Genomic DNA, 25,921 nt, shown 5'->3' on the forward strand with positions numbered 1-25,921 from the left:
AATCTCCCTTATTTCTAAGATCCGGTGCTAAATCCTTGTATATGAACAGCATAAAAAATAGGCTGAGTGCGTATTTTCGAATACATTTCATAGTCCATTTCTTTAAAGCCTTTAAAACTCGGAAAAATATTTGCCTCAATAATCCATGGAAACCCCTCTTGATCAAGGCCGATATCCAAACCAAATTCTGCATAATGTTCGTCCTTTATATCTACTAAATTACAGAACTTCTGACACAGATTTATAATACTCTCATAAATCTTATCGTATGGTTGATTAATTCCTGAACCAATTACTACTTCCTCCAAGGTCATAGCTTCTCCGCCTCTTGCAATATTCGTTAACACCTCATTTTCACCGGCAACTCTGCATTCGATACCGGAGCATTTCCAGCTATTTTTATCATATTTTTGCATAACAACTCTTACGTCCAAGGGGCGGTTATATATTTTTAGAAGCGGAATGTAGGTTTGATACAAATATTGCTTATTTAATATTTTCAACTCCTTTAACATTTCCTCTAATCCTTTACTATTTGGAATCAAATGTCGGCGTAGAATTTCATTTTGATGATCGTATAAAATATACCCACCATCTTGTTTTGGATTTTTTTCTAGTATAAAGATGCCTCGCCCTCGTGAAAGGCTAACGGGCTTTAATATAACCTTTTCCCTATCCCGAATAAATTCAATTAATTCATCGATTTTTTTCAATAGATGGGTGGCCGGGACGTGGTTACGAATTTCAGTTTCATCTTTTAATAAAATTAGATCAGATTTCTTAAAGTAATGGGAATTGAATAAATTCTTATGGGTCATTTCAATTAGCTGGTTAACCCTATCAAGATTTTGATGGAAATTCCTTCGGTATAAGGCAGCTGGAATCGGTGCAGAATCATATCTCCACTTTTTTTGAGTTGGATCATACAGCATCCCGTAGGCTATCTTTTCCTCCCAATCGATGGAACGGGTGGAAAAGGCCATTACTAAGCCGCCAAATTTCTCATATTCCCCCAAACGGTCAGAGTACTTTTCCATATAGGTTGGATTATATAGTTGATTGTTTTCCCCTAGCAACAGCCCAATGGAAGGACCAATAATTATTTTATCTTTTGATATTTTCAACTGATATATCAAGTCTATAGGGATATGCAGCTTCTTTAAAAGAGAACTAGAAATATATACTTCTGCAGGATTGGTAAATGAATTGCGGTTTAATCGAAAATCACTTTCAATGTTGTCAAGTTTACATATTTGTTCTTTAATTCCAAACTGAAGGGAGATTTGGTCACTAGTGATTAATTTTGACTGATGCATTGGTATTTTCAGGCACATTTGCTCGTCCTGAAACTCCTTCAATTTAATCCAGAGATGAATACTTTCCTCATTTGAAAGCATGATCTGGTTATCTTCAGATTCTGGAGTTGATAAAAGTTTGGTTGGTTGTGATGGATAGGCCAGGCTATATTCATTACTGATACCATCGTGAGAATACTTTTGTTGTAGTATTTCCTTAGCAACCTTAAATGGGAATTTACATATTTTCTCAGAAATCTTGGTGTTCCATCCAAAAATGTCTTTAACAATGGTATTGATTGAACAGGTTGAACTTAAAGAATAGGCACCATTTTTATTTAATGAAAATACAATGCCAATCTCGAAAATTCCAGGGTAATAAAAGTGGATGATATCTAAAACCTTTAGGCTGCACTCCCATAATACATCCATTGATGCTTCTTCTATAAAGTAAAAGTTTTGGTTAGAATCTTTTGCGTACATAATCGGGGATTTCCATTTATTATTTAACTTTTTCTGACCTACTACATATAAAGTAAATAAAGTATTGTTAGCGTCGTTTTCTTCCTCAATATCTATTTTGATATCAGAATATGAATCTATTAATGCAGATAATTCCTTTTTCTTTATGATATGGTGCTCATTAAGGACTTGAAATTTAGGGTGATTAGAAAGTTCCCTTAATTTTTTGATATTCTTTTTTTTATAAAATATTGTTGGGTTATAAATAATTGATGGGATATCAACTGTATCCTTTTTTTTCATTGAATTATTTTGATGTTCAATTGCTTGTGTTTTTAAACTTTCGAGAGAAATATCAGTAAGTGTAAAGAATTGAATTTTAAGGCCTAACTCTCTACCCTTCTTAGCATACATATGCCAAATTTCGTCCTTTTTGTTTTTTTGGCTAAGTAACTTACTCCATTCCCTTTTAGAAAGCAGTACACCAACCGAATTCATCCTATTTCCTCCGCCTCCTAATATAAATAGGTAATTAGGACCTTTACCATAATTTATATTCAATTCTCATTAAAAGGTATAGGCAGATGATAAACATAGCCATTTTTCATCCCTTTTTATAAGATTTAATGGTTTCATAAGAGCCATCATTTAATAATTTAAACATGGAAACAGCAGGTCTTAGGTTTGCTTCAATAATCCAGACCTTCCCATCTAAATCAATACCCAGATCTATTCCATATACACGTTTTTGGGTATAGGAATTTGCTAATTTCTTCGCAATTAACAAGGAAACCTCCTCTAAATCAGCGACAATATCTTTCATCTTGTCATTGTTTATCAGTGAATTATCTATAGCATCTTCTACTGATAAAACTGTTTTTGCTACGTTAGTAACAACAAAATTATTTGCTGCCACCCTAGCAAGTTTACCCGTTACTACCCATTCCAAAGAATCCTTTTTCCTTTGTACCATTACCCGAACATCAAATTGATTATTATTTATTGTTGCAAGTGGAATTCTTTGCTGGACGATATACCGTTGTCTTTTTCTTGGAAAGTAATTCTCTTTTAAGTAATCGTAGATGTTCTCTTTTTTGCTCATGTATGATTTCCTGCGTTCAATATGAAGTTCGAAGCTTTCATCAGATAATGAAGAGATTTGGATAATACCTCTCCCTTGAAAACCGTGGCACGGCTTTACCATGATTTGATTATATTTGTCTAACATTATAGATAAGGAGGTTCTATCCAAATATTGTGTATCAGGCAAAAAGGCAGCAAGCTTTTCATCCTCCAACATCAATTTATGTTTTGTCCATTTCCCAGCAGAAACACGCATTTTATTTGTTTCCCCTTCCTAATTAAAAACAGCCAAATTCCTCGGAACAAACCAATAAGGTTAATTCGAAAAATCTGGATATTCTGGTCATTTACACTTTGAAGTTTATTATTCACTCATAATTTATTCTAAGGAATTAAGAAGGCTTGGACTTTTAAGCAACAAGCTTAAAAAATAATGAATACAAGTAAACGATAAGACCCCCATAAACCAGTGTGGGGATCTTTTTTACTCTCTTCTTAAGTGAAAGGTAATCTCATTCGCTGCCTGCTTTGCACTATTTTCTGCCTCTTCAAGCGTATCTCCTTTGGCAATTACATAAGCATAACGTTGCCCCATTGATAAAGGAGGGGTTACATATGTTCCTCTCTTTGGCTTGACATATACTTCTTCCACACCAGGTGTAGCTGCAGCCCTTCCCTTGCCTGTTACCTGTTCTAAAATGCCTTTATTTTCAAGGATGACATACTGTGTAAAAACATAATGGTTTCTTACCTTTACTAATGAAGGAATCTCTCCTATTAACAACTTTAGTGTTTCCTCCACTAAGCTATAACCAAAAGCAGCATGAATCATCTTGTTCATTGCCCCACCAGAAATTCTAGGATTTATTTCGATTAGTTTCCAGCCATCCTCTGTCAATCTTAGTTCCAAATGAAAGGCACCATTTTGAAACTCTAAAGAGGACACGATTGTTTCAATTAAATCCAGTAAACTTGCTTCTAGATGTCGCGGTACTTCTGCCAATACCCCGTATCCTGTTACAATAAATCGTTTCCCTTTTGTAATTTCTTGTTTAATGACGGCACCAATAAGAATCATCCAGTTGCTGACCAGAACCTCTACTAAATATTGGTCACCTTCCACATATTCTTCAATGATGATGGTTTCACTTGGATTATTGGAACGCAGCTTATTTACGTTTTTTTCTAGTTGCCTCATATTTTCTGCAAAGATGACGTCCTTTGAGCCAGTGGAAGTAGCACACTTCGCTACCACCGGGAACTTTACTTTCTGGTAAGCTAGATCATAAGGCATTGACATATCTTTTGTTAGTAACGTAAAGCTGGGTGTAAAGGATTGGTTTGTAAAAAATAATCTAGTTTTTTCTTTATTTTCCATAATAGCAAGAGCTTCCGTTGATAAATAGTTTTCGCAGTATATGTCAGCCAACATTGAAGCTGTTTGAACGAACTTTGCGACAAAACTGGTAATAATCATTATTTCATTTCCACGATTCAGTATTCGTTCAATTTGTTTTATTATTTCTTCAATATTGCTAAGGTCCACTAAAGTCAGTTGATGAACATCCTTATACTCACTTCTTTGCTGGATTTGCTTTTCCTGATTGGTAAAAACAACTGTATAATACCCTAATTCATTTGCCGCTTTTACTGCCTCTCTACTTGATCCGGATTTATTCAAACCAATAAATATAATCGTCCTCATTATCCTCACTCCTATTTCCCCTGACAAAGATGAACGCCCTATATATTATGAAGGAATTTGAGTTTTGTATGGAATTTTTACGTATTTCACATGTTTTATGAAAAGAATTTATGCCTAATCTGCATCACCTTCCTGAACAGAATGCAAAAAAAATACACGGTGAATAGTTCACCGTGCAACTCTAATAAATAAGGTTGATAAATTCTTCTTTGGTTACTTTTCCAAAATAAAAGGTTGTGTCTACATCTCTAAGTGCTGCTTCTAACTCGTTCTTCTCATAGCGAACAGCTTTAAGTTTATTCTCAATTTCACTTACATCACCAACACCAAAGAAGTCACCATATATTTTACAGTTTTCAATAACACCTTTATCCACATCTAATCGAACATCAATCTGCCCCACAGGGAAACGGTGTGAATGCTGGAAATTAAACTTTGGCGATTTTCCATAGTTCCAATCCCAATTTTGATAGCGTTCTTTAGACAGCTGGTGAATTTTCTCCCAATCCTCTTCCGTAAGCACATACTCTGTTACTTCTTCGCCTTGAAAAATAAACTTCAGCAAGGCAGAACGAAACTCTTCAACTGATAATTTCTCTGTCAAAAATTCTGAAATATTAGCCACTCTGCTGCGGACTGACTTGATTCCCTTAGATTCAATTTTATCCTTTTTTACCCTTAAAGCGGAGACAATATGATTCATTTCGGAATTAAACAGAAGCGTTCCATGGGTGAACATACGGCCCTTTGTTGAGAATTGGGCATTACCAGATATTTTCCTGCCTTCAGCTAAAATATCATTTCTGCCGCTTAATTCCGCATTTACTCCCATCTGTTTCAATGCAGCAATAACCGGCTCTGTAAATTTGCGGAAATTATGAAAGCTGTCTCCGTCATCTTTTGTAATAAAGCTATAATTAAGGTTGCCAAGGTCGTGATATACCGCTCCACCTCCAGACAATCTGCGTACCACATGTATACCATTGCTCTCAACATACTCAGTATTTATTTCTTCTATTGAATTCTGGTTTTTGCCAATGATAATCGATGGCTCATTTATGTAAAATAATAGATACGTTTCATTGATATCAAGATTTTTCAAGGCATACTCTTCAATAGCGAGATTTATACGTGGATCGGTGATGCCTTTATTATCGATAAATAACATACTATCCTTCCCCTTCTTATAGTGAAATGGTTTGAAATTCATTCGCAAGTTTTATTATACCAGTATATTCAGAACTAGCCTCACTGATAAGCTTAGATATATCCCCGTAATGTGGAAGATGGGTTAGAATTAATTGCTTAACACCTGCACTTGCTGCGAATTTCCCTGCATCCGTGCTATTCATATGACCTGCAGGCTTCCCATTTTGATGCTGATAGAAATTACATTCACATAACAATAAATCTGCATCTTTACCAAACTCGATAAATTCCTCTTTAAAGGAGCTGTCACCTGTATATACGAGTGACTTTCCATTTACTTCAATTCTCATTGCATAGCAGGGTGCTGGATGATCTGTTTTTAAGAAAGAAACCTGGAATGGTCCGACAGTAAGAACAGCATTCGGCGAATAGGCAATTCCCTTCGTGATTTCTTTATAGGTTAATTTTGCGAATTCTGTTTCGTCATAAGAGTGTCCATAGATAGGCAAGGTCGGAAAGCTCTTCCCTAAAAAACCCTGAATTAGGCGGGCATGCTGTAATACACCTATATCTGCAATATGGTCTGGATGATAATGGGAGATTAATACAGCATCGAGTTCTTCAGGCTCAATAATATTTTGCATTTTCGCAAGCACTCCACTGCCACAATCGATTAATAGGTTAAATCCCTCATGTTCAAGTAAGTATCCAGAACTTGCACCATTTTGTTTTGGGTATCCACCCCAAAAGCCAATAACTGTCAACTTCAACTTTATGCCCTCCTTATTTATAAAAAAAGAAGCTATTATTGCAACAGCTTCTGGTTTATTATTTTACATTTAAATACTCTAATACACCTTTTACTGCTTCTTCCCCTTGGTCAATACAATCAGGAAGTCCGACACCGCCGAATGATGCACTAGCTAAAAAGACTCCAGGCAGTTCAGATTTAATATGCTTTCTAATGGTCTCAAGGCGCTGTTTATGGCCCACGATGTATTGCGGCATAGAATCTTTCCAGCGAGAAACGATAGCAAAATCAGGTTCCATTCCAATATCCATTGTCCTGCTTAAATCATCAAGTACAATCTTAATAATCCTATCATCTGAAAGTTCTACGATTGTTTCTTCCCCGGCTCTTCCTACATAACAACGCAGCAGCACTTTCCCTTTCGGAGTAGAGTGTTCCCACTTTTTATGTGTCCAAGTACAGGCAGTAATAGAATAATCACCATTCCTAGAAACCACAAATCCTGTTCCATCTATATCCTTTTTTATGGCTTCTTCTGGGAATGCAAGAGCCACAGTGGCAACAGATGTGGATGGGACTGACTTAAAAGGTTCAAAAAAGTGATAGTCTGAGAACATTGATTGCGTGATTTTATGTGGTGTTGCTGCAACAACACAATCAGCAACCAATTTTTCACCGTTATTTAGATAAAGCTCATACTGCTTATTTGTTTTTGATATTTTATCGACCCGATGCCCTTTGAGAATGGAATTAGGGTCTATTTTTGCTTCAATCGCTTCAGCAAAAGACTGCAGACCCGACTTAAAGGTTAAGAAAACACCCTTTTTCTTCTCGGCAGGTTCTGGTGCTTTCGGTTTTGCAGGCGTTGTCTTTTTCATCCCTAAAATAAGACTCCGATGTTTTTGTTCCACCTCATAAAATTGCGGAAAGGTAGACATTAAACTCATTTGATCGATATCACCAGCGTAAATACCCGATAATAAAGGTTCTATAAGATTCTCTACCACCTCATCGCCTAACCTTCTCCGAAAAAATTGACCTAAAGACTGATCAATATTACCTGGTGATTTCGGTAAAATAAAATCTGCAGCTGCCCTGACCTTCCCTGGGATGGAGAATAACCCTGTTGTAATAAATGGCCCTATTTCCGTTGGAATTCCCATTATCGAACCCCCAGGCATTGAATGAAGCTTGTCATCGACAAGAACATAGGATTTCCCTGTTGAATTAGAAACTAATTGCTCCTCCATTCCTACTTCCTTTGCAAGTCTAATCATGCTCACTTTTCTTGCAAGGAAGGAATCAGGACCTCTTTCAATGGTAAAACCGTCCCTTACCACTGTTTGCATTTTACCTCCGAGACGGTGAGATGCTTCAATAAGTATGATTTCGAAAGGCAGCTGTTTTTCATTTATGTTTTTTTGAAGGTAATAGGCTGCAGTAAGGCCTGCAATTCCTCCCCCAATAATGGCTACCTTCTGTTTTTCTTCCGCCACGGATGTCACCCTTCTTTCTTTTGCAATTCTAATCAGATGGCTAATCTTTTTAAGATAACCGTTGACATTGCATCAATTAAATCGTCATTAGCGTTTGGCATTGCAGGACGATAATAACTTGCTCCTACTTCTTCAGCAACAATTCTACATTCGTAATCGTTATCATAGAGGACTTCTAAATGTTCACAAACAAAACCAACAGGTGCATAGACAAATGCTTTATATGGGTGTTCTTTCGCTAATTCTCGAGTTAAATCTTGTACATCTGGTCCCAACCATGGATCGGGAGTATTTCCTGCACTTTGCCAGCCAATCGCATAGTTACTTATTCCGGCTTGCTTTGCAATTAAATCAGCTGTTTCTTGAAGCTGGTTTGGATAAGGATCCCCAAATTGTAAAATCTTCTCTGGAAGACTATGAGCTGAGACAATCATCATAGCGTTATCTTTTTCTTCTTGAGGCATTTGCTCATAAATTCCTTTTATCTTTTCTGCCCAGTAGGTAATAAATTTAGGCTCATCATACCAGCTGTCAATAGAAGTGATGTTCATGCCACCAAGTTTGTCCGCTTCTTCCTTTGCCCTGTTATTATAAGATTTAATACTAAACGTTGAAAAATGCGGTGCCAAGACAATACTAACAGCTTCTTTAATCCCGTCTGCATGCATTTCCTTAACAGCATCCTCGATAAATGGTTCTATATGCTTTAAGCCAAGATACATTTTAAACTCTATTTCATCTTGGACCCGATTTAAATGTTCTTCTAGTTTGTTTCCCTGCTCGATTGTAATTTTTGCAAGTGGTGATATACCGCCGATTGCTTCATAGCGCCCACGTAATTCGTCAATCATTTCTGGAGTAGGCTTTCTGCCGTGCCTTATATGTGTATAGTATCGTTCTAAGTCATCTAAATGATATGGGGTTCCGTAAGCCATCACGAGTAATCCCATTTTCTTTTTAGTCATCATCCGCACCTCGTTATTAAGTCTTGTTGCCCTATCCTAATCATAAGACCTTGTCCCTTTAAAAAATGGCCTCATTCGGATTTAGAGGGCCGCTAAGTGTTTAGGGCCCTCTTTTTTTATGCATATTATATTGTGCCAAAAAAACAGCAATCTTACCAATATTAACACTTGAAGATAATTTATCTGCTGCCCTTTGTTGCAGAATACTCGTGAATGAACGATGTTAATCTTTTCAAAGTGGCAGGATTAACGGATGGGAATACCCCATGACCGAGGTTAAAGATATAGCCCCCCTCCGCCATACCCTGATCTAGAATGGCTTTAGCTCTTTCTTCAATCACTTCCCATGGTGCTAAAAGGATTGCTGGGTCAAGATTACCTTGAACGGTTTTTTGAATGCCCAATTCTCTTGCTTGTTTAATTGGCAAACGCCAGTCCAATCCAACGACATCAAGTGGAAGGTCATTCCATTCTAAAGCAAGATGACTCGCTCCGACTCCAAACATAATAAGTGGAACATTCTCTTCTTTCAATTCTGAGAAGATTCTATTCATGACCGGCTTAATAAAGTAGCGGTAGTCTTCAACATTCAAGGCACCAACCCAAGAATCAAAGATTTGAATCGCTTTCGCTCCTGCCTTAATTTGTGATTTCACATATGTAACAATCATATCAGCAAGTTTATCCATTAAAGCGAACCATGCTTTCGGCTCAGAATACATAAAAGCTTTTGTCTTATTATAATTTTTAGAAGGTCCGCCTTCGATCATGTAACTTGCGAGTGTAAAAGGAGCCCCTGAAAATCCAATTAACGGAACAGACAATTGTTCTTGAGTTAATAATTTAATCGTATCTAAAACATAAGGTACATCCTGTTCAGGATGAATTTCGCCAAGTTTTTCAACATCTGCTAAGGAAGTGATTGGGTTATCAATAACAGGACCAATTCCTGATTTTATTTCAACCTGCATTCCAATCGCTGGCAGCGGAGTCATAATATCCTTATATAGAATAGCCGCATCAACATTGTACTGCTCAACTGGGAGGCGGGTTACATACGCACAAAGTTCAGGCTGGTGAGTAATTTCAAATAAAGAGTATTTTTCTTTAATCTCTCTATATTCTGGCTGAGAGCGACCTGCCTGACGCATAAACCAAACTGGTACGTGGTCAGTCTGTTCCCCTCTTGCTGCTTTTAAAAATGTTTCGTTGATTTGCTTCGTCATCTAAATAAATCCACCTTTCGAAAGACATGTCTAATTATATTCTAATATATGTAGCAAAAAATTAAAAACTTCATAGAGTACATCGCACTCTTTTCACTATATCGGTTATTCCTATTTGTGTATAGGTAACGATGATAAGTGTCAAAAAAAAGTCGTTTTTACGTTATTATTTCATCAAAACTCTTTCACCACTTTAATGCAGATTCATATTCTGTATTACATCCGAAAGGGCGAATACCCATCTTTCGCCCTATGGATGAAGATGAAAGGGGGTCATTTTATGCTTATTGAGCTTTCAGCTCTCCATTGGATATATGTTGTCTTTATTGCTCTTATTATCGGATTTATGGTTAAACGAAGAGATACTACACTTATTTGTATCGTCGGGATATTCTTGATTGCCATTACGGCAACAGGATCATTAAGCAGTTCCGTCAGTAGTATTTTCAACAGTTTTATTTATGCGATTACAGAGCTGCTGTCAACCATCTTAGTCATTTCCATAATTGTGGCCATGAGCAAAACCTTAACTTCTACCGGGATAAACGATGTTATGATTTCGCCTTTTACAAAATTAATACGTAACCCTGCACTCGCATATTGGACCATTGGTATCTTAATGATGGTCATTTCCTGGTTCTTCTGGCCGTCTCCTGCTGTTGCCCTTCTAGGAGCAGTGCTCCTTCCGGTTGCTTTACGAGCGGGACTTCCAGCCTTGGGTGTTGCGATGGCAATGAACTTATTCGGACATGGAATCGCTTTATCAGGTGACTTTGTCATACAGGCTGCACCAAAGTTAACTTCAGATGCTGCTGGAATTCCAATTGGTGATGTCATCAGTGCTAGTATACCCTTAGTATTTGTAATGGGGATTGTAACGACAATAGCTGCCTTCTATTTCCTCAAAAGAGATATGAAAAACGGAGTTTTAAAACCAACTCCATATGTTCCAATGGAGACAAATGAAGAAACCACATCCGAGAAAAATCTCCTAACAATTGGCCAAAAGCGATTCTTTGCCATTCTTATTCCGATATTATTCGTCATCGACGTTGCAGCTATGTTTATCCTTGACCTGACTGGCGGTGACGCGACTGCATTAGTTGGCGGAACATCAATTTTTATCCTTCTGCTTATCACCATGGTCAGCCATAAAAATAAGGGTCTCGAAAAAACAACAAGCTATTTAATTGAAGGATTTACCTTCGGGTTTAAGGTGTTTGGTCCAGTTATCCCAATCGCTGCCTTCTTCTATTTAGGTGATGCCGGTTTTGGAAAGATTATCGGAGACTTTTTACCAGATGGTTCTCAAGGTATTGTGAATGACCTTGGTATTGCCTTAGCCAATGTAGTTCCATTAAGTAAAGTGGTCGGAGCAGTGACGTTAACCACAGTAGGAGCGATTACAGGTTTAGATGGATCAGGATTTTCTGGAATATCACTTGCAGGGTCTGTCGCAGGCTTATTTGCGGTTGCAATTGGTAAAGGTGTCGCCACTCTCACTGCCCTTGGGCAAATTGCAGCTATCTGGGTTGGGGGCGGAACTCTAGTACCTTGGGCCTTAATACCTGCTGCCGCTATTTGTAACGTTGACCCATTTGAGTTAGCAAGGCGGAATCTACTTCCTGTTGTTATCGGACTTGTCGTCACTACGATAGTAGCAATGTTCCTAATATAAAAAAGAGGCCTCCGCCTCTTTTTTTGTTACTTTATTAATTTCTTTTTGAAGAAGTTGTAAATAAATATAGATAGCATCACCCAAATATAGCCAAATGCATAGCCGCCAATGACATCAGTTGGGTAATGAACTTGAAGAATAATCCTACTGGCCCCAATTAGCAAAAGCAACAATACCGTTACAGTGATGACGATTCTTTTAGCGGCCGCTAACTTCATACCTTCTAAAACGAGATATGCAATAAAAAAGTAAAAAATCAATCCAACCATCGCATGTCCACTAGGAAAACTTAAACTATCAACATGTGCCAAATGTTCGAGCTCTGGCCTTGGACGTGAAATCCAGTCTTTTAATAGCTTATTCACTTCATTTCCCAGTGCTGTTGATAAGGCAATAGCGGCGGCTCCCAAGAAGTGACGTTTTATAAATAACAACCACACTAAAACGATCAACGCGGCTATACCGATTCCCTTTTTATCTCCCAATTCAGTTAGTAATAGAAAAAAGGGATTTAGTGCGTCTGGTACATAGGCAAATAAATCAGCGATCCTATCATCTATCCAAAAAGTCTGTCCAGCAGCTACTTTGATAGAAATATAGATTGCTATTAGAGTAGCAAAGCCTAAGATTAAGTATGTAAAACGATTTCCTTTTTTCATTGATTACATTATCCTTTCTCAGTCAAAACTCTATAAAATTATAAAGAAAATAAACTTAAAAATCTACATAATAGTGTAAAAGTGTTAAAATAGTTTGAAAATACCACTTTGGTGTTGGGGGTAATTTATATGAACAATCAATTGTATTCAAAATTAGAAGGTTACTATGATGAGATGGTATCTATTCGCAGGTTTATGCACCAGCACCCTGAATTGTCCTTTCAAGAGCATAACACGGCACAGTTTATTAAAGCTTATTATGAAAAGCTTGGGATAGAAGTGAAGGGAAATGTTGGTGGAAATGGAGTTGTTGCGAAAGTATACGGCAAAAAGCCTGGAAAAACGGTGGCATTAAGAGCGGATTTTGACGCCCTTCCTATCCAGGATGAAAAGGACGTACCTTATAAATCGCTAGTCCCTGGAGTCATGCATGCCTGTGGTCATGATGGACATACAGCAACTTTGCTTGTCCTCGCAAAGGTGCTTGATGAAATGAAAGATGAGCTGGAAGGAAATTATGTCTTAATCCATCAGCATGCCGAGGAATTTGCACCAGGCGGAGCCATCACAATGATTGAGGATGGCTGCTTAGAAGGTGTTGATGTTATTTTTGGTACTCATCTATGGGCAAGTGAACCCACAGGAACTATTCAATATCGAACAGGCCCGATTATGGCGGCAGCTGATCGTTTTGAAATTGATATTCAGGGCAAAGGCGGGCATGGTGCACAGCCTCATAAGACAAAGGATGCCATAGTCACCGCTTCACAGCTAGTATTAAATCTGCAGCAAATTGTCAGCAGGAAAGTAAATCCAGTTGAGTCAGCTGTTATTACAGTAGGCACATTTATGTCAGAAAATGCATTTAACGTAATAGCAGATAAAGCAAAGCTTGTTGGGACCGTCCGAACATTTAACGATGATGTACGTCAATACATTGAAGAAGAAATGGATAGAATTATTAAAGGAACTTGTTACTTGTCTGACAGCACCTATAACTTCTTGTATGAACGAGGTTATCCAGCAGTCGTCAACCATGCAAAAGAAACAGAATTTCTAGTCACTAGTGCTAAGGAGGTTCCTGAGGTTCTTACCATCGAGGAATCTGAGCCGCAAATGGGTGGAGAGGATTTTGCTTATTATTTAAAGAAAATACCTGGCACCTTCTTTTTCACAGGCGCTAAACCTCCTGGCGATGACTCTGGCTACCCACATCACCATCCGAAATTTGACATCGATGAGACTGCAATGTTAATCGCTGCAAAAACACTTGGCACTGCAGCTATTAGAATACACCAAGAAGATTAATGCAAAAACCCCTGAACATTATTAAAGTTCAGGGGCTTTTTCTAGGATTCTTAATCTGTATGCGTTCATCGCAGTCTCACCTAATTGTTTCAATAAGTTGTTATTCGCATATGCACCCACAAATGCACCAATGCCCGGCACTAACTGGAACATCTTAACAAGGTCAATATAATCTCTATATTCCTGTTGAAATTTTCGCCAATCCATTTCCACGAGTGTCTGCTTTCTCTCTTCCCAGTTTTCAATGTCAGCTAGTGTTTCTCGGCGAATATCATCACTTGAAAATGCAAGCTGGAAGATATGCAGTAGAAATAGTCGTTCTTCAAATTCCTTTGTGTTAAATCCATAAATAGCAGCTGCTTCAAAAAGAAATTTCATTTTTATGGAAAGCAGTAATGGAAAATCGGCGAGACCAAGCAGGATTCCTCCAGCGCCCGTCCCCGCCCCCTCCACAAGAGCCGTCTTTTGAAATACAGCCGTCTTTTTTCTCATTAATTCATCACGTTCTTCTAAGGTCATACCTGCAGCTTGATTTTTGTTTGTCGTGAGTTGGGAACCAAATAAGGTGGTTTTGACCATTCCCTTTATGCTTTCTGTCATGACCTCATGGACCTTTTCCGGGATCATTTCATTTATTTTCCCTTGAGCCTTTTTAGATATTCGATTCATCATCCCTGAACGTCTCGTTAATTTTCTTTTCCACTCAACCACTTCACCGTATACCTTTAACTCATATTCATTCATGCTCCCACTCCCCTTTAGCAAAAGAATATTAGGTTGTTTCCAAATCCATTCATGCTTTTAGTCTTTTCTTACTATAAACATTTACAAATAAAATACTAAACAATAATCCTGAGAGTAGGACTGCTAATGCATACATCCATTCCCCTTTTACCAAAACAATCAAGGTAAAAACGGTGGATTGAATATAGAGAATAGTTTTTAGAATGGAATGGAATGCAGCCATTTTGTACTTTTGGGAAACAGGATATAAATCAATCCAAAGCTTGTTTTGGTGATGATTCCATAAGGGCAGCAATTGAAATCCAGTTAAGTAAATAAACAAGAGCGACAGAACCATTTGCCCCCACCCAAAGGAAATAAAGTACAGCGCTAAAGCTCCAATTACAGTTAAACGAATAAAAAGTCCTAAGTAATCTGATGCTCTTAGGAATGTCCGAGCAAATAAGTAATGATAGGTTTTATTCTGTGAAAAAGAAATGGAATTAATAAATAAATCTAACCACTTTCTCCTTTTAACAGTGTCTTTTAATTTCGGTACATCTGTGAATAAATTAGCTAAGCGATAAAAGGATGCCATACGCTTCTCTTCTTGTGCAATAAGTAAATCCCACTTCAACCCCATTTTTTTCGTTTTAACATAAAAGGATTGATAGTAAAATGCCAAAATGAAGGCAAATAGTAGTAAGAACAGGATATTAGCATTGCTAAATAATAAAAAGGTAAAGGTTACATTAATGAAATATCGGACAAACATGTCCCAAATATAAACGGATGGTTGCACATAATAGTGAATTCTCCAGTTAAGTGCAAGATTCCATGCTTTTATGATCAATAACACCAGTAAAAAAATAAAAAACGATTGAAAACCATCTGCACTAACGTGTGCATACATTGGCATTAATACAGCTAATACCATTAATAAAATATATCCTTGAAAGATTAAACTTATTAACCCAGATCGCAAGAAATATCCCTTTAACCTTGTTTCAAGTGGAATCAAAAATACCTGATCAGCCTCAAGCAAAAAAGTATACACAGGACTATGTGTTAATAACATCCCTATTACTAACGCTATAATAATTTCTACAGGAAATTCTTGTGACAATGAGCTTATCCATTCTTGATAATAAAAGGCAGCTGTACCAATTAGAAATAGCAGCACGACAACTAGATGACCATTTAATATGTAACGAAGATAAATGCCCAATTCTTTTAGACGATGAACAGATCTGTCCTTCCATAGCTTTTTCTCATCAAACATATTTTTCTTCCTTCGTTAATTGGATATATAAATCATCTAATGAAGCTGTGGGCATTGAAAATTCCTTTCTGAGTTCACTAAGTGTCCCTTTTGCACGAACTTTTCCTTCATGGAGAATGATAAATGAGTCACAGTATTTCTCCGCAGTGGTAAGAATATGGGTTGACATTAGTATCCCTGCACCGTTTTCTTTCATTTTTTTCATTAAATCAAGCAATGATTGAATCCCAAGCGGATCAAGCCCAACAAATGGTTCATCCACTATATAAAGAGATGGCTGCACCAAAAAGGCGCACATAATCATTACTTTTTGTTTCATCCCTTTGGAAAAATGAGCTGGAAACCATTTCAGTCTTTTTTCCATTCGAAATTCAGCTAATAATTTCTCAATTCGTGTTTTATATGTAGTTTCATCTAAACCATATGCCATTGCCGTTAATCTTAAATGTTCCTCAAGAGTTAGTTCTTCGTATAAAACAGGCGTTTCTGGAACAAAAGTAAACATTTTTCGATAAGCTTCTTTATCTTCGGTTATTGTACGTCCATTTATTTTCACTTCTCCTTGGTGTGGTTCCATTAAACCAATGATATGTTTAATCGTTGTACTTTTCCCAGCACCATTGAGTCCAATTAATCCAACTAATTCTTTTGCGTTTACTTCAAAGGATACATCTTTTAGAACAGGGTTCCTGGTATATCCGCCTGTAAGACCTTCAATCGATAATAAAGACATGCGCTCCGTCCTTCCATATCATAATTACTTTACATTTTACCAAATCGCAGTTGATAAAAATAGGAATTCAAATTTTCATTACTTTTTTTGTATATTTGAAATCAAAATGGTTATCATAATATTTGAAGGGGAAACACCTACTACTCGATGAAGTGATTCATCAAATTTTGAAATGAGGTGTCTGTCAAAGACATTAACCTTTTCAAACAAGTAGCTTCTAAACGTTTCAAATAAGGGGATGGTTGTTTTGCACAAGTTGCCTGGTAACCATTTAGAGTTCAAATAACACCAGCTATTTATCAAAAAAATAAATGAGGTGTTTACCGCAGATTATCATCCGTTTTTATAAGTTGGAAAAACTTTAAAAACACATAGGGGATGGTCAGCTTGAACAATAATTACTGTTTTTAAAAAACACTATATTGCCAAATGAGGTGTTTATCAAACGTAATTCCTGAATGAACGTATAATTGAAGCAAGTCCCCTTCGAGAGGACAGGATTCCACGCGGATCCTGTCTCTTTCTTTTTTTATTCCCCAAACATATGGTAAAATACGGATATCAAACAAATAAAGGGGTTGTCTACTCAATGAGCGATTGTATTTTTTGCAAAATAGTTAATGGTGAAATTCCAGCTGCAAAGGTATTTGAAAATGAACATGTTATGGCCTTCTTAGATATCAGCCAGGTAACAAAAGGACATACACTGGTCATTCCTAAAGTACATAAAGAAAATTTGTTTGAACTCACTCCTAACATCGCTAAAAACCTTTTCGAATCTGTTCCAGAGATTGCAAATGCACTTAAAGAAGAATATAAGCCGCTCGGCTTAAACCTAGTTAATAATAATGGAGAACAAGCGGGTCAAACGGTATTTCATTTCCATGTGCATCTAATACCACGTTATGGTCAAGGAGATGGATTTGGTGCAGTTTGGAAATCAAATACAAGCGATTATACTCCACAAACACTAAAAGAAATGGCAGAAAATATCAGTAAGCATTTTTAGTGAGAAAGAATAAATTATCTGAAAATTATATCTTTATTATTTTTATATACCTGTGCTATAATGATATAAAGTTTTTCGCTGTAGGCATTAGCGCACTACAGGAGGAACCATTAGCTAGGTGAAAGAGAAATTCTTTCACTAGGTGAAAGGTGAGAGCCTTTCACACTGAGACAGCAGAGGAGAGATGAGAAATGAATACAAAGAATCTAGTAGTCCTATCACTTTTGGCGGGAATTGGGGTAGTCTTGCACACGGTGATGCCAGCCTTTTTAACCATTAAACCAGATATGATGCTTGCAATGATGTTTTTAGGAATTATTCTGATTCCAGAAATTAAGAGTGTTATGCTTTTGTCTATTGTGACCGGAGCATTATCTGCACTAACAACTGGTTTTCCTGGCGGCCAGATTCCTAATATCATTGATAAGCCCATTACAGCGTTAGTCTTTTTTGGTTTATTCTTGGCATTAAAGAAATACCGTAATTCGATCATAAGTGTTGCAGTCTTAACTGCAATTGGGACATTGGTTTCGGGTTCTGTCTTTTTGGGAGCAGCCCATTTCATTGTTGGCCTGCCAAGTTCTTTCGCTGCACTTTTTGCTGCAGGTGTCTTACCTGCAATTGCTCTGAATACAATTATTATGGTCATTTTGTATCCAGTTGCACTTTCAGTTGCCAAAAGAACGAAGTCGTCATCATCTATTATCATTTCCAAATAATACAGAGAGAAAAGAACCTAAGAAAGGTTCTTTTCTTTCTATAAATCCTGACAATAGTTGTTTAAAAACTTGATAGTATAATAGCCACTATCAAAAAAATCCCTCCACCCCCTGCTAGTGCTGAAGCTCTTTTCTTCAAGACTTGCTTAGGTGGATAAAATCCTGGCCTCTTTAAGGCTGCCATATTCCAAATAGCACCGACAAAAAGCAATACACTAAGTAAAAAAAGAATCGTACTTACGCTTTTCATATCCTACCCTCCTATTGAAGAACAAGAGTTGATACTTTCATTCATATGTTTTAGTGTCCTTCTCTATGTAGAATATTCAAAAGGTTGAAATTATTAGGCAGAAAAACGTAAAATAAAAGAAGTATTTTTATAGATTTTAAAATTTCAAGCAGAAAAATACGTAATTTCTAAAAATTTTGTGAATTTACACTTTATTAATTTTTACTTTATTGGCATAATGTTAATAGAGAAATAAAAAAGTAGGTGAAATTGGGGATGTCGGAGAAACAGTATTCAATGAAAGAAGCGATGCTATTTAGCCAACGTATTGCGCAGTTAAGTAAAGCCTTGTGGAAATCAATTGAGAAAGATTGGCAGCAATGGATAAAGCCTTTTGATTTAAATATCAATGAACATCATATCCTTTGGATCGCATACCATTTAAATGGGGCTTCCATCTCAGATGTGGCGAAATTTGGGGTCATGCATGTCTCAACAGCGTTTAATTTTTCGAAAAAGTTAGAAGAAAGAGGATTGCTTCAATTTTCAAAGAAAGAGAACGACAAAAGGAATACGTATATTCAACTCACCCCTGAAGGTGAAGATATCTTTCTTCGTATAATGGAATCCTATCAGCCAACCGGCAATGCTGCATTTGCTGGAGCGTTACCGTTAAGAGACCTATATGGAAAGTTTCCCGATATTATTGAAATGATGGCCATTGTTCGCAATATCTATGGAGATGATTTTATGGAGATTTTTGAGCGTTCTTTCCATAACATCGAAACAGAATTTAACGAAGATGCTGGTAAGCTTAGGAAGTCCGAGAAAACTGAAAAAGAACTACTTTAATGTTTAAAGGCATTTATGGAACTCTCTAAAGAGAGGTTCGTATAGTTTTTGATTTAAACAAGTTTGAATTACTTCCTTCACGTTGAATTTTGCGGGCAACGAATATAGAAACTCATCGAAAAGCGGATGAAAATTAATAAATCCTTCCGCTTTTTGTTCTTCCATTTTTTTGTTCATTTCCTCACAAAGTTTCTTGAAGGCTTGTACTTCCTGTTCTGATATCCCATTTTCAATGACTAATTTATAGAATTCGAGATTGGGGGCAGACAACATTTTTAAAAGCAGCCTTTGGTGGTATTCAAGAAGCTGCACTCTAGATTGTAATTCAGCATATTTATCCATACACTTTGACCTCCGAACATTTATACATTTCTAATAATCATTATTTACCTTATTACGTCAGAGGTAAACCTTTTTCTTTGGTAAACACTGTTGGAAAACTTTATTGGCAGCAATTTCAATTTATTTCCTACTTTTCTACCAATCGTTTTAACTATCTTTTTTTGTGAATTTTTGATAATGTAGTAACATAAATGAACATCAGGGAGGGAATCGTTGATGATCTCCATTTTTTATATTGTCTTGGCCATTTTTATTTTATTTTATATAAACAAAATGACCAATTCCCTTTGTATTCAAAAGGATATCCCAGAGGAACGTCAGCACAAAGTGTTTCGCACAATAAATGTACTTGTCACGATATTACTGATTTCATCCTATGTAGAAATACTCTATACATAGGCTTAATTTATTCTGCTTTATTTTGTAACAGAAAAAAATAGAAGCGATGAGAATTTTCTCATCGCTTTTTATTTTGTCTTCAGGTTATAGCCAAGAAGCCCCAATAATTATTAACAGGATGAAAAGAACTACGATTAACGCAAATCCTCCACCGTGGAATCCAGAACCAGACACACAATTCTCCCCTTTCTTAGATGGTAAAGCTGTTGTCTGCATCAGGGGTTAACCTTTATTAAAACCAAGATGCTCCAACAATAATCAATAGAATGAATAGGACTACAATCAATGCAAATCCTGCTCCGTATCCGTGTCCACCACTCATCGTAATACCTCCTTTATGATTTTCTACGATATACTATTCAAGCTGTATTCATTTCGACTAGGCTCTTACCTTATTTTCTTATGAAAAAGTCCATCTTTTTCATTTTGGGTAATAATCCACCTGAGAATCTCCTGCTTAGCCGATAGGCAGTTGAACAGTATTCATTTTTTCTTACATTGTATCGTATGTACAAATTCTGAAATCGCGATAGGTATATGCCCAAAATTCTGTAAACCACACAGGAAATATTTTTGCAGTAGTTACCATTTATGTTATAGTATACTTTGTGGACAAAAACCCACAAGAATTTACTGTTTAGGAGAGGTTCCTCATGAAAAAATGGATGTTAGCCCTTACATTAGCTGGCGGGGTTATTGCCTTAAGCGCATGTAATCAAAACGGTTCTACTGTGGCAGAAAGCAGTGCTGGAGATGTTACACAGGAAGAACTTTATGAAGCAATGAAGGAAAAGGTGGGGGCACAAGCATTACAACAGCTTGTCTATGAAAAAGTCCTTTCCGAGAAATACGAAGTAACTGATAAAGAATTAGATGCCAAAGTAGCTGAATTAAAGGAACAGCTTGGAGAAAACTTTGAAGCTGCACTAGCACAATACGGCTATGCAGATGAAGAAGCTTTTAAAGAGACGATGAAACTTGGCATGATGCAAGAAAAAGCTGCTATGAAGTCAATTAAAGTAACAGATAAAGAAGTAAAGGAATACTACGATAACTATAAGCCTGAAATTAAGGCTCGTCATATTCTTGTTGCGGATGAAAAGACAGCACTAGAAGTGAAATCCAAGCTTGATGCTGGAGAGAAATTCGAAGATGTAAGCAACACTTATTCTACGGATGAAGCGGCTAAAGCAGCGGGCGGAGACTTAGGATGGTTTGGTCCGGGAGCGATGGACCCTACTTTTGAAGAGGCAGCATATGCACTTAAAAAGGATGAAATCAGTGCACCAGTTAAAACTTCATTTGGATATCATGTCATTCAATTAACGGACAAAAAAGAGAAGAAGTCCTTTGAAGAGATGAAAGAACAAATGGAAAAGGAATTAAAATCTTCAAAATTAACCAATGAGAAGATTAACGAAATTATGCAAAAAGAAATAAAGGACGCAAAAGTAAAAATCAGCGATAAAGATTTAAAGAACGCGCTTGACCCACAAACTGCACCAGCACAATAATAAAGCAAAAAAGAAGGAACTCTGAGTAAATCGAGTCCCTTCTTTTTTTATTCCGCAGTGGCTCTATCCCCTTCACGTCTTTCTTTTTCTTGCTCTAGACGGGTTAAATAAATCTCTCCCTCTTTTTCGATATTCTCCATTTCTAGCAAGCGTTCTTCTCTGCCTGTTTTGATTGCCATCAACGCACTTATTACAATCCCAACCACGACTGCATATACCCAAATAGGAATAGACATTTATTATTGCTCCCTTCATTAGTGGTTGTCCACTTTTTTATAAAACATATTCGAGTTATAGATAATTATTCATACGTACTCAAAAAAAAATAACCCAATTGGGTTATTTTATTTATGAAAAATTGGCTTATAAAATGAGCGATTCTCTAAGGCATATACTCTTTCGGTAAATTCTCCAGGTTTCACTCTTTCTAATGCCCGATCAAGCATGTTCATTTTTGCATCCAGATTATCGATATAGTGAAGAATTTCAGCTTCTTTAATTAATGGCGGCTTTGGACTCCCCCACTCCGCTTTTCCATGGTGGCTTAAAACAAGATGCTGAAGAATTAAAACTTCCTCACCAGATATCCCCAGCTCCTCAGCTGCTTTTCCGATTTCATTTACCATTATCGTAATGTGACCGAGTAAATTTCCTTCGACTGTATAAACAGTAGAAATGGGGCCTGATAATTCTACAACCTTCCCCATATCATGCAGTATCACGCCTGCATAAAGTAAATCCTTATCGAGACTAGGGTATAGCGTTGCAATAGACTTGGCTAAATCAAGCATACTTACAACATGATAAACTAGGCCTGAGACAAACTCATGATGATTCTTTGTCGCTGCTGGATATTCTAAAAAAGCATGCTGGTGCTTCTTCAATAAATGACGGGTTATTCTTTGGATGTTTGGATTTTTCATATCAAAAATATATTGTGTTAGTTTACTATTCATATCCTCTTGGCTTAATGGGGCCGTCTCTAGAAAATCTTCCAATTTTACTGAATCACTCGGTCCAGTTCTTCGAATCTGGCGAATTTTCAGCTGGCTTTTACCTCGATAGTTATGAGTATCACCAATAATTTTAACAATTTTTTGGGCAGTATAATTCTTTACATCCTCTTCATTTGCATCCCAAAGTTTTGCCTCTATCTCACCGCTTTGATCTTGAAGAATAAGGGTTAGGAATGGCTTTCCATTACTCGCTATCCCTTTTGTGGCACTTTTGATAAGTAAATACAGATCAACCTGTACGCCAAAGTCATAATTTAGAATTCCTTTATTCATTTAACTCGCTCCTTCCCATTAGTACAAGTATAACATTCTCTATCAAATTACTTCGACTGCCCCTTTATGAAGATTAAGAACTTTTTCAGGTTGAAAGTATTGAAGTAAATGTGTATGACAGGTAAAGAATAAAATTTGATTATGTTGTAGTGTTGTTAATAGCTCCATCACTTTTTTTGTACGGCCTGCATCAAAATTCACAAAACTATCATCAATAATGATTGGAAAGTGATACTTTTCATATAGTGTAGTGGCAAGCGCAAGTCTAATAGAAACGTATACTTGCTCGGCAGTAGCTTGACTTAACTCATTTGCCTCAAATAAAGTGTGATCACTTCTTTCAATTAGGAACCCAGATCCGGACTGTTGCAGGTGTATACGCTCATATTGTTCATCCGTAAGAAAAAATAGGTATTCCTCTGCCTTAGCCAACATTCTAGGCAAATGGACGGTTTTATATTTTTCAACCGTTTTAGAGAGGATGTTTTGAGCTAAAGAAAAAACAGACCATTCCTTCGCTGCTTCTTCTAACTCAAACTTTTGCTGTTTATAGTGGTGAAGGATTTCAGAGTAAGACCCGCCATCTTCAAGAATTTGAATCTGGTAGTTAACTGCTGCTTGCTTTTCCTGCAGTTCAATTAGTCTGGAGGAAAACGATTCTTTCTCCTCATGATAGTGGAGTAATAGACCTTCTACATTATGAATATGTAAGAGTCTTTCTATCTCGTCCTCCTCTAGGAATGAATATTCTACCTGCTTACTTATATCCGCAAGCCTCTCGATAAGCTTACTCTTTTTTTCTACCTTATTACCAAGCACATAGAATGCCTCTTCTTCCTCTACATCTGCTTCATCAAGGAGTTTTTTCTTTTCCAAAATCAGATGGTTCTTCTCCTGTTTCATTTGATTTAAATCTGCCTCAAGATCATCAAGCTTTCCTTGCTTTTCTTGTATTTTTATTACCTTTCCATGCTCTTCCTTTAATTTGTTCCGCAATAAATAGGCAATCTTTGAAAAATCACTACCTTCATCTGCTAAATATTGATTTGAGTAAAATGTAATTCTTTCCGCAATACTTGCCTGTTCCAAATTAATATCTTGCAACCGTGCTTGCAAATATTTTTTTTCTCTTCCTACGAGTTTATATTGTTCAATTAGCTGAAATGCCTCCAGTAAAAATGTTTGGGCAATATATTCAGGGATATGAAGTTCGCTGCTCAGTTTCACTAACATTTCCTTATTTTCTGCTGCTTCGATTTCCCACTCTTCAAATTTCCTGATGACTTTTTCATATTGTGTTTGCTGCTGTTCTAGCCTTATTTTTAATAGCTGGTACTGCTCTTTCCGAAGATTATCTTGATTCAATTTTTCTTGAATGGCTGGGATGTTACTATTTTTATATTCCTCTAGTTTTTGAATTAACTTTTTTTCACTTTCCAACAACTGACTTAGAGACTGATGAATCTTTGTTTCATTTCTTTGGGTAAGGTTCTTACTAAGAAAGACACCAATAAGTAAGCTTCCTAATCCACCAACAACTACTAGTGTCCATTGCTTAGTAAACAACCCATAAAGTAATAGAACCAGAAGTATCGCACCAATGGTTAGAAATTGAATTTGTTTTTGCTTGTTTATCTTAGCAAATGTTTTTTTGTCCTGCTCATGTGTATGTTGAAAATATTCAATTTTATCTTGGACTGCCTTTAGTTCGTATTCTACTTTTCTTTTTTCCCCCTCCTCATCAACTAACTTTTCAAGCCTTGCTCTTTCCTGCGCTGAGATTAATTGAATTTCTGCACTGTGAACTTTTCCTTCTATCTCTTCTAGAGAACTTTTTTCTTCACGAAATTTATCTTCAAGATCCTGCTTTACTTCTAAAAGCTTTTGCTTTTTACCTGCTATTTGCTCCACCTGATTTTTCATATAGATATTGGTGTTTAACGTTAGGACTTCTTCTTCGTTTAAAGGGAGGTGTAGTTTTTCGGTTATGTTGGAGATTTTTTCTTCTAAATCAACTAATTTCAATTCACATTTTTGTTTTTCTAAAGTCAGCGCTTCATATATTGGAATTTGCTCTATTGCAGCAAGAATTTGGGACTCATCAGCAAGAAATTGCCTTTCAGGTTGTATCAGAGCAACTTCTTTTTTTAATTGAGCCACTCTATCCATTAAACTTGAAATCTGAGCATTATAAGGGTAGATTAGCTGATTTACTTTTTCTAGCCGTTCAACACCTCTAATAGGGAATGAACTTTCCCCTAATAATTTGATTTCAGAAGTGACCCATATTTCCTCTTTGACAAGTGAATGGATTCTCTGCCATTCATTTAATTTTTCAACCTCGCCATTTACTTCCTGCAGAGAATTATTTACCCTCTCTACTTCCTTTTGTAAATTTTCTTTATCTGAAATGAGAGCATCGTATTCTTGATTTTTAGCAGCAGCCTTCTTTAGTTCGCCACTAAGTTCGTGAAGGGCTTTTAGTTTTTCATTCACCACAGGCTTCTTTCCACTTGGTTTAAAACGGGCTTCTAATTCCTTTTGGAGTTCTGCCTCTGACTTCGCTAGCCTTTCAGTTCCGAGTGTACCCGTTGAAAATAAGAACTTGCCGAGTTCGTCCCCTTTCATTTGGTGGATATTTTGCAACCCATGGATATTGAATGAAAAAATGGCTTGGAATAACCCTTTATCCATATTTCCAAGTAATTGCTTAAGAAGAGTTTCATCTCCTGTTGTTCCGTCCGAAAGTGTTACTGTAACATCCCCGGAAGCTTTTCCTCTAATCCGCTCAATTGTGGCCATTCCCATCTCATCAAATAAAATTCTTAGCTTCCCGCCATAATTTGTTCCGTGTTTTGGCACATAGCGAAGTTCTGAAGTTTGCTTTGTTGGGAACCCAAAAAGTATTCCATGAATAAATGCCATAATCGTGGATTTTCCTGCTTCATTTTCACCATAAAACACTTGAAAATCAGTTAGGTCTTTTATGACCAGATTATTTAGTTGACCAAAGCCGTATATATGTATTTCTTGAATTTTCAGACTAATCATCC

General features: G+C 36.7%; 26 protein-coding genes. 7 read left to right on the top strand and 19 right to left on the bottom strand.

The window, feature by feature from the left end; genetic code table 11:
• Nucleotides 1–14: 14 nt before the first annotated feature.
• The 8 genes from M3189_RS02975 to hemE form a co-directional block, all read right to left on the bottom strand.
• Nucleotides 15–2,255, bottom strand: a complete 2,241-nt coding sequence (locus M3189_RS02975) for a YheC/YheD family protein (protein WP_251631775.1) — start codon at nt 2,253–2,255, stop codon at nt 15–17.
• Between the two features lie 106 nt (nt 2,256–2,361).
• Nucleotides 2,362–3,096: a YheC/YheD family protein gene (locus M3189_RS02980; protein WP_251631777.1), complete on the bottom strand. Its 735-nt coding sequence runs from the start codon at nt 3,094–3,096 to the stop codon at nt 2,362–2,364.
• Nucleotides 3,097–3,324: 228 nt separating this feature from the next.
• Nucleotides 3,325–4,545, bottom strand: coding sequence for an ATP-grasp domain-containing protein (locus M3189_RS02985; RefSeq protein WP_251631778.1), 1,221 nt, complete (start codon nt 4,543–4,545; stop codon nt 3,325–3,327).
• Nucleotides 4,546–4,726: 181 nt separating this feature from the next.
• Nucleotides 4,727–5,713: a lipoate--protein ligase gene (locus M3189_RS02990; RefSeq protein WP_251631780.1), complete on the bottom strand. Its 987-nt coding sequence runs from the start codon at nt 5,711–5,713 to the stop codon at nt 4,727–4,729.
• A gap of 16 nt (nt 5,714–5,729) precedes the next feature.
• Complete coding sequence (locus M3189_RS02995; protein ID WP_251631782.1) at nt 5,730–6,464, bottom strand: MBL fold metallo-hydrolase; 735 nt, start codon at nt 6,462–6,464, stop codon at nt 5,730–5,732.
• Between the two features lie 58 nt (nt 6,465–6,522).
• Complete coding sequence (gene hemY, locus M3189_RS03000; RefSeq protein WP_251631784.1) at nt 6,523–7,941, bottom strand: protoporphyrinogen oxidase; 1,419 nt, start codon at nt 7,939–7,941, stop codon at nt 6,523–6,525.
• Between the two features lie 32 nt (nt 7,942–7,973).
• Nucleotides 7,974–8,906: a ferrochelatase gene (gene hemH / locus M3189_RS03005; RefSeq protein ID WP_251631786.1), complete on the bottom strand. Its 933-nt coding sequence runs from the start codon at nt 8,904–8,906 to the stop codon at nt 7,974–7,976.
• 179 nt (nt 8,907–9,085) lie between these two features.
• Nucleotides 9,086–10,132 carry a uroporphyrinogen decarboxylase gene (gene hemE / locus M3189_RS03010; protein WP_251631787.1) on the bottom strand — a complete coding sequence of 349 codons (1,047 nt, stop codon included), beginning with the start codon at nt 10,130–10,132 and terminating at the stop codon, nt 9,086–9,088.
• Nucleotides 10,133–10,412: 280 nt separating this feature from the next.
• On the opposite strand from hemE, the gene M3189_RS03015 reads away from it, so the two are divergent.
• Nucleotides 10,413–11,810 (top strand): hypothetical protein, encoded by a 1,398-nt coding sequence (locus tag M3189_RS03015; RefSeq protein ID WP_251631789.1) that lies wholly within the window; start codon nt 10,413–10,415, stop codon nt 11,808–11,810.
• Nucleotides 11,811–11,836: 26 nt separating this feature from the next.
• On the opposite strand, the gene M3189_RS03020 is transcribed toward M3189_RS03015, so the two are convergent.
• On the bottom strand, nt 11,837–12,469 hold the full coding sequence (locus M3189_RS03020) for a phosphatase PAP2 family protein (RefSeq protein WP_251631791.1): 633 nt from the start codon (nt 12,467–12,469) through the stop codon (nt 11,837–11,839).
• 129 nt (nt 12,470–12,598) lie between these two features.
• On the opposite strand from M3189_RS03020, the gene M3189_RS03025 reads away from it, so the two are divergent.
• The gene (locus tag M3189_RS03025; protein ID WP_251631793.1) at nt 12,599–13,777 is read left to right on the top strand and encodes a M20 family metallopeptidase; all 1,179 of its coding nucleotides are present in this window, start codon (nt 12,599–12,601) and stop codon (nt 13,775–13,777) included.
• Between the two features lie 21 nt (nt 13,778–13,798).
• Here M3189_RS03025 and M3189_RS03030 read toward each other — a convergent pair whose 3' ends face one another.
• The 3 genes from M3189_RS03030 to M3189_RS03040 are packed head-to-tail and all read right to left on the bottom strand — an operon-like array spanning nt 13,799 to nt 16,515.
• Nucleotides 13,799–14,521: an EcsC family protein gene (locus M3189_RS03030; RefSeq protein ID WP_251631794.1), complete on the bottom strand. Its 723-nt coding sequence runs from the start codon at nt 14,519–14,521 to the stop codon at nt 13,799–13,801.
• Nucleotides 14,522–14,570: 49 nt separating this feature from the next.
• A complete protein-coding gene (locus tag M3189_RS03035; protein ID WP_251631795.1) occupies nt 14,571–15,782 on the bottom strand; it encodes an ABC transporter permease in 1,212 nt (403 codons plus the stop codon).
• On the bottom strand, nt 15,775–16,515 hold the full coding sequence (locus tag M3189_RS03040; RefSeq protein WP_251631796.1) for an ABC transporter ATP-binding protein: 741 nt from the start codon (nt 16,513–16,515) through the stop codon (nt 15,775–15,777). Before M3189_RS03040 ends, M3189_RS03035 begins: the two co-directional genes overlap by 8 nt.
• A 589-nt stretch (nt 16,516–17,104) precedes the next feature.
• On the opposite strand from M3189_RS03040, the gene M3189_RS03045 reads away from it, so the two are divergent.
• Together M3189_RS03045 and M3189_RS03050 are read left to right on the top strand one after the other, a co-directional pair.
• Nucleotides 17,105–17,524 carry an HIT family protein gene (locus M3189_RS03045; RefSeq protein ID WP_251631797.1) on the top strand — a complete coding sequence of 140 codons (420 nt, stop codon included), beginning with the start codon at nt 17,105–17,107 and terminating at the stop codon, nt 17,522–17,524.
• A 191-nt stretch (nt 17,525–17,715) separates the two neighbouring features.
• Entirely contained in the window at nt 17,716–18,243 is a 528-nt protein-coding gene (locus tag M3189_RS03050; protein ID WP_251631798.1) for a tryptophan transporter, read from the top strand.
• 61 nt (nt 18,244–18,304) lie between these two features.
• Here the strand turns inward: M3189_RS03050 and M3189_RS03055 are convergent, their stop codons facing one another.
• Nucleotides 18,305–18,493: a hypothetical protein gene (locus tag M3189_RS03055; RefSeq protein WP_251631799.1), complete on the bottom strand. Its 189-nt coding sequence runs from the start codon at nt 18,491–18,493 to the stop codon at nt 18,305–18,307.
• Nucleotides 18,494–18,748: 255 nt separating this feature from the next.
• Between M3189_RS03055 and M3189_RS03060 the strand changes: the two genes are divergently transcribed.
• Nucleotides 18,749–19,324 (top strand): HTH-type transcriptional regulator Hpr, encoded by a 576-nt coding sequence (locus M3189_RS03060; RefSeq protein WP_251631800.1) that lies wholly within the window; start codon nt 18,749–18,751, stop codon nt 19,322–19,324.
• A gap of 3 nt (nt 19,325–19,327) precedes the next feature.
• Here the strand turns inward: M3189_RS03060 and M3189_RS03065 are convergent, their stop codons facing one another.
• On the bottom strand, nt 19,328–19,666 hold the full coding sequence (locus M3189_RS03065; protein WP_251631801.1) for a DUF1878 family protein: 339 nt from the start codon (nt 19,664–19,666) through the stop codon (nt 19,328–19,330).
• Nucleotides 19,667–19,882: 216 nt separating this feature from the next.
• Here M3189_RS03065 and M3189_RS03070 point away from each other — a divergent pair, with 216 nt between their 5' ends.
• Nucleotides 19,883–20,065, top strand: coding sequence for a hypothetical protein (locus M3189_RS03070; protein WP_251631802.1), 183 nt, complete (start codon nt 19,883–19,885; stop codon nt 20,063–20,065).
• Nucleotides 20,066–20,149: 84 nt separating this feature from the next.
• On the opposite strand, the gene M3189_RS03075 is transcribed toward M3189_RS03070, so the two are convergent.
• Together M3189_RS03075 and M3189_RS03080 are read right to left on the bottom strand one after the other, a co-directional pair.
• A complete protein-coding gene (locus M3189_RS03075; RefSeq protein ID WP_133370735.1) occupies nt 20,150–20,239 on the bottom strand; it encodes a YjcZ family sporulation protein in 90 nt (29 codons plus the stop codon).
• Between the two features lie 58 nt (nt 20,240–20,297).
• A complete protein-coding gene (locus M3189_RS03080) occupies nt 20,298–20,387 on the bottom strand; it encodes a YjcZ family sporulation protein (protein ID WP_179158254.1) in 90 nt (29 codons plus the stop codon).
• Nucleotides 20,388–20,718: 331 nt separating this feature from the next.
• Between M3189_RS03080 and M3189_RS03085 the strand changes: the two genes are divergently transcribed.
• On the top strand, nt 20,719–21,579 hold the full coding sequence (locus M3189_RS03085) for a peptidylprolyl isomerase (protein WP_251631804.1): 861 nt from the start codon (nt 20,719–20,721) through the stop codon (nt 21,577–21,579).
• 47 nt (nt 21,580–21,626) lie between these two features.
• On the opposite strand, the gene M3189_RS03090 is transcribed toward M3189_RS03085, so the two are convergent.
• From M3189_RS03090 to M3189_RS03100, 3 genes are all read right to left on the bottom strand, one after another.
• Nucleotides 21,627–21,815, bottom strand: coding sequence for a sporulation YhaL family protein (locus M3189_RS03090; RefSeq protein ID WP_251631807.1), 189 nt, complete (start codon nt 21,813–21,815; stop codon nt 21,627–21,629).
• A 108-nt stretch (nt 21,816–21,923) separates the two neighbouring features.
• Nucleotides 21,924–22,868 (bottom strand): 3'-5' exoribonuclease YhaM, encoded by a 945-nt coding sequence (yhaM, locus tag M3189_RS03095; RefSeq protein ID WP_251631809.1) that lies wholly within the window; start codon nt 22,866–22,868, stop codon nt 21,924–21,926.
• Between the two features lie 42 nt (nt 22,869–22,910).
• Entirely contained in the window at nt 22,911–25,919 is a 3,009-nt protein-coding gene (locus tag M3189_RS03100) for an ATP-binding protein (protein WP_251631810.1), read from the bottom strand.
• Between the last annotated feature and the right edge of the window lie 2 nt (nt 25,920–25,921).

The sequence above is a fragment of the Neobacillus niacini genome (assembly GCF_023715415.1).
Taxonomy (GTDB): Bacteria; Bacillota; Bacilli; order Bacillales; family Cytobacillaceae; genus Neobacillus; species Neobacillus niacini_C.

Bases quoted from the DNA above. Each gene is read 5' to 3' on its own strand.
- M3189_RS02975 (WP_251631775.1), bottom strand. From the start codon at position 2,255: ATGAATTCGGTTGGTGTACTGCTTTCTAAAAGGGAATGGAGTAAGTTA.
- M3189_RS02980 (WP_251631777.1), bottom strand. From the start codon at position 3,096: ATGCGTGTTTCTGCTGGGAAATGGACAAAACATAAATTGATGTTGGAG.
- M3189_RS02985 (WP_251631778.1), bottom strand. From the start codon at position 4,545: ATGAGGACGATTATATTTATTGGTTTGAATAAATCCGGATCAAGTAGA.
- M3189_RS02990 (WP_251631780.1), bottom strand. From the start codon at position 5,713: ATGTTATTTATCGATAATAAAGGCATCACCGATCCACGTATAAATCTC.
- hemH (WP_251631786.1), bottom strand. From the start codon at position 8,906: ATGACTAAAAAGAAAATGGGATTACTCGTGATGGCTTACGGAACCCCA.
- hemE (WP_251631787.1), bottom strand. From the start codon at position 10,132: ATGACGAAGCAAATCAACGAAACATTTTTAAAAGCAGCAAGAGGGGAA.
- M3189_RS03015 (WP_251631789.1), top strand. From the start codon at position 10,413: ATGCTTATTGAGCTTTCAGCTCTCCATTGGATATATGTTGTCTTTATT.
- M3189_RS03020 (WP_251631791.1), bottom strand. From the start codon at position 12,469: ATGAAAAAAGGAAATCGTTTTACATACTTAATCTTAGGCTTTGCTACT.
- M3189_RS03025 (WP_251631793.1), top strand. From the start codon at position 12,599: ATGAACAATCAATTGTATTCAAAATTAGAAGGTTACTATGATGAGATG.
- M3189_RS03030 (WP_251631794.1), bottom strand. From the start codon at position 14,521: ATGAATGAATATGAGTTAAAGGTATACGGTGAAGTGGTTGAGTGGAAA.
- M3189_RS03035 (WP_251631795.1), bottom strand. From the start codon at position 15,782: ATGTTTGATGAGAAAAAGCTATGGAAGGACAGATCTGTTCATCGTCTA.
- M3189_RS03040 (WP_251631796.1), bottom strand. From the start codon at position 16,515: ATGTCTTTATTATCGATTGAAGGTCTTACAGGCGGATATACCAGGAAC.
- M3189_RS03045 (WP_251631797.1), top strand. From the start codon at position 17,105: ATGAGCGATTGTATTTTTTGCAAAATAGTTAATGGTGAAATTCCAGCT.
- M3189_RS03050 (WP_251631798.1), top strand. From the start codon at position 17,716: ATGAATACAAAGAATCTAGTAGTCCTATCACTTTTGGCGGGAATTGGG.
- M3189_RS03055 (WP_251631799.1), bottom strand. From the start codon at position 18,493: ATGAAAAGCGTAAGTACGATTCTTTTTTTACTTAGTGTATTGCTTTTT.
- M3189_RS03060 (WP_251631800.1), top strand. From the start codon at position 18,749: ATGTCGGAGAAACAGTATTCAATGAAAGAAGCGATGCTATTTAGCCAA.
- M3189_RS03065 (WP_251631801.1), bottom strand. From the start codon at position 19,666: ATGGATAAATATGCTGAATTACAATCTAGAGTGCAGCTTCTTGAATAC.
- M3189_RS03070 (WP_251631802.1), top strand. From the start codon at position 19,883: ATGATCTCCATTTTTTATATTGTCTTGGCCATTTTTATTTTATTTTAT.
- M3189_RS03080 (WP_179158254.1), bottom strand. From the start codon at position 20,387: ATGAGTGGTGGACACGGATACGGAGCAGGATTTGCATTGATTGTAGTC.
- M3189_RS03085 (WP_251631804.1), top strand. From the start codon at position 20,719: ATGAAAAAATGGATGTTAGCCCTTACATTAGCTGGCGGGGTTATTGCC.
- M3189_RS03090 (WP_251631807.1), bottom strand. From the start codon at position 21,815: ATGTCTATTCCTATTTGGGTATATGCAGTCGTGGTTGGGATTGTAATA.
- yhaM (WP_251631809.1), bottom strand. From the start codon at position 22,868: ATGAATAAAGGAATTCTAAATTATGACTTTGGCGTACAGGTTGATCTG.
- M3189_RS03100 (WP_251631810.1), bottom strand. From the start codon at position 25,919: ATGATTAGTCTGAAAATTCAAGAAATACATATATACGGCTTTGGTCAA.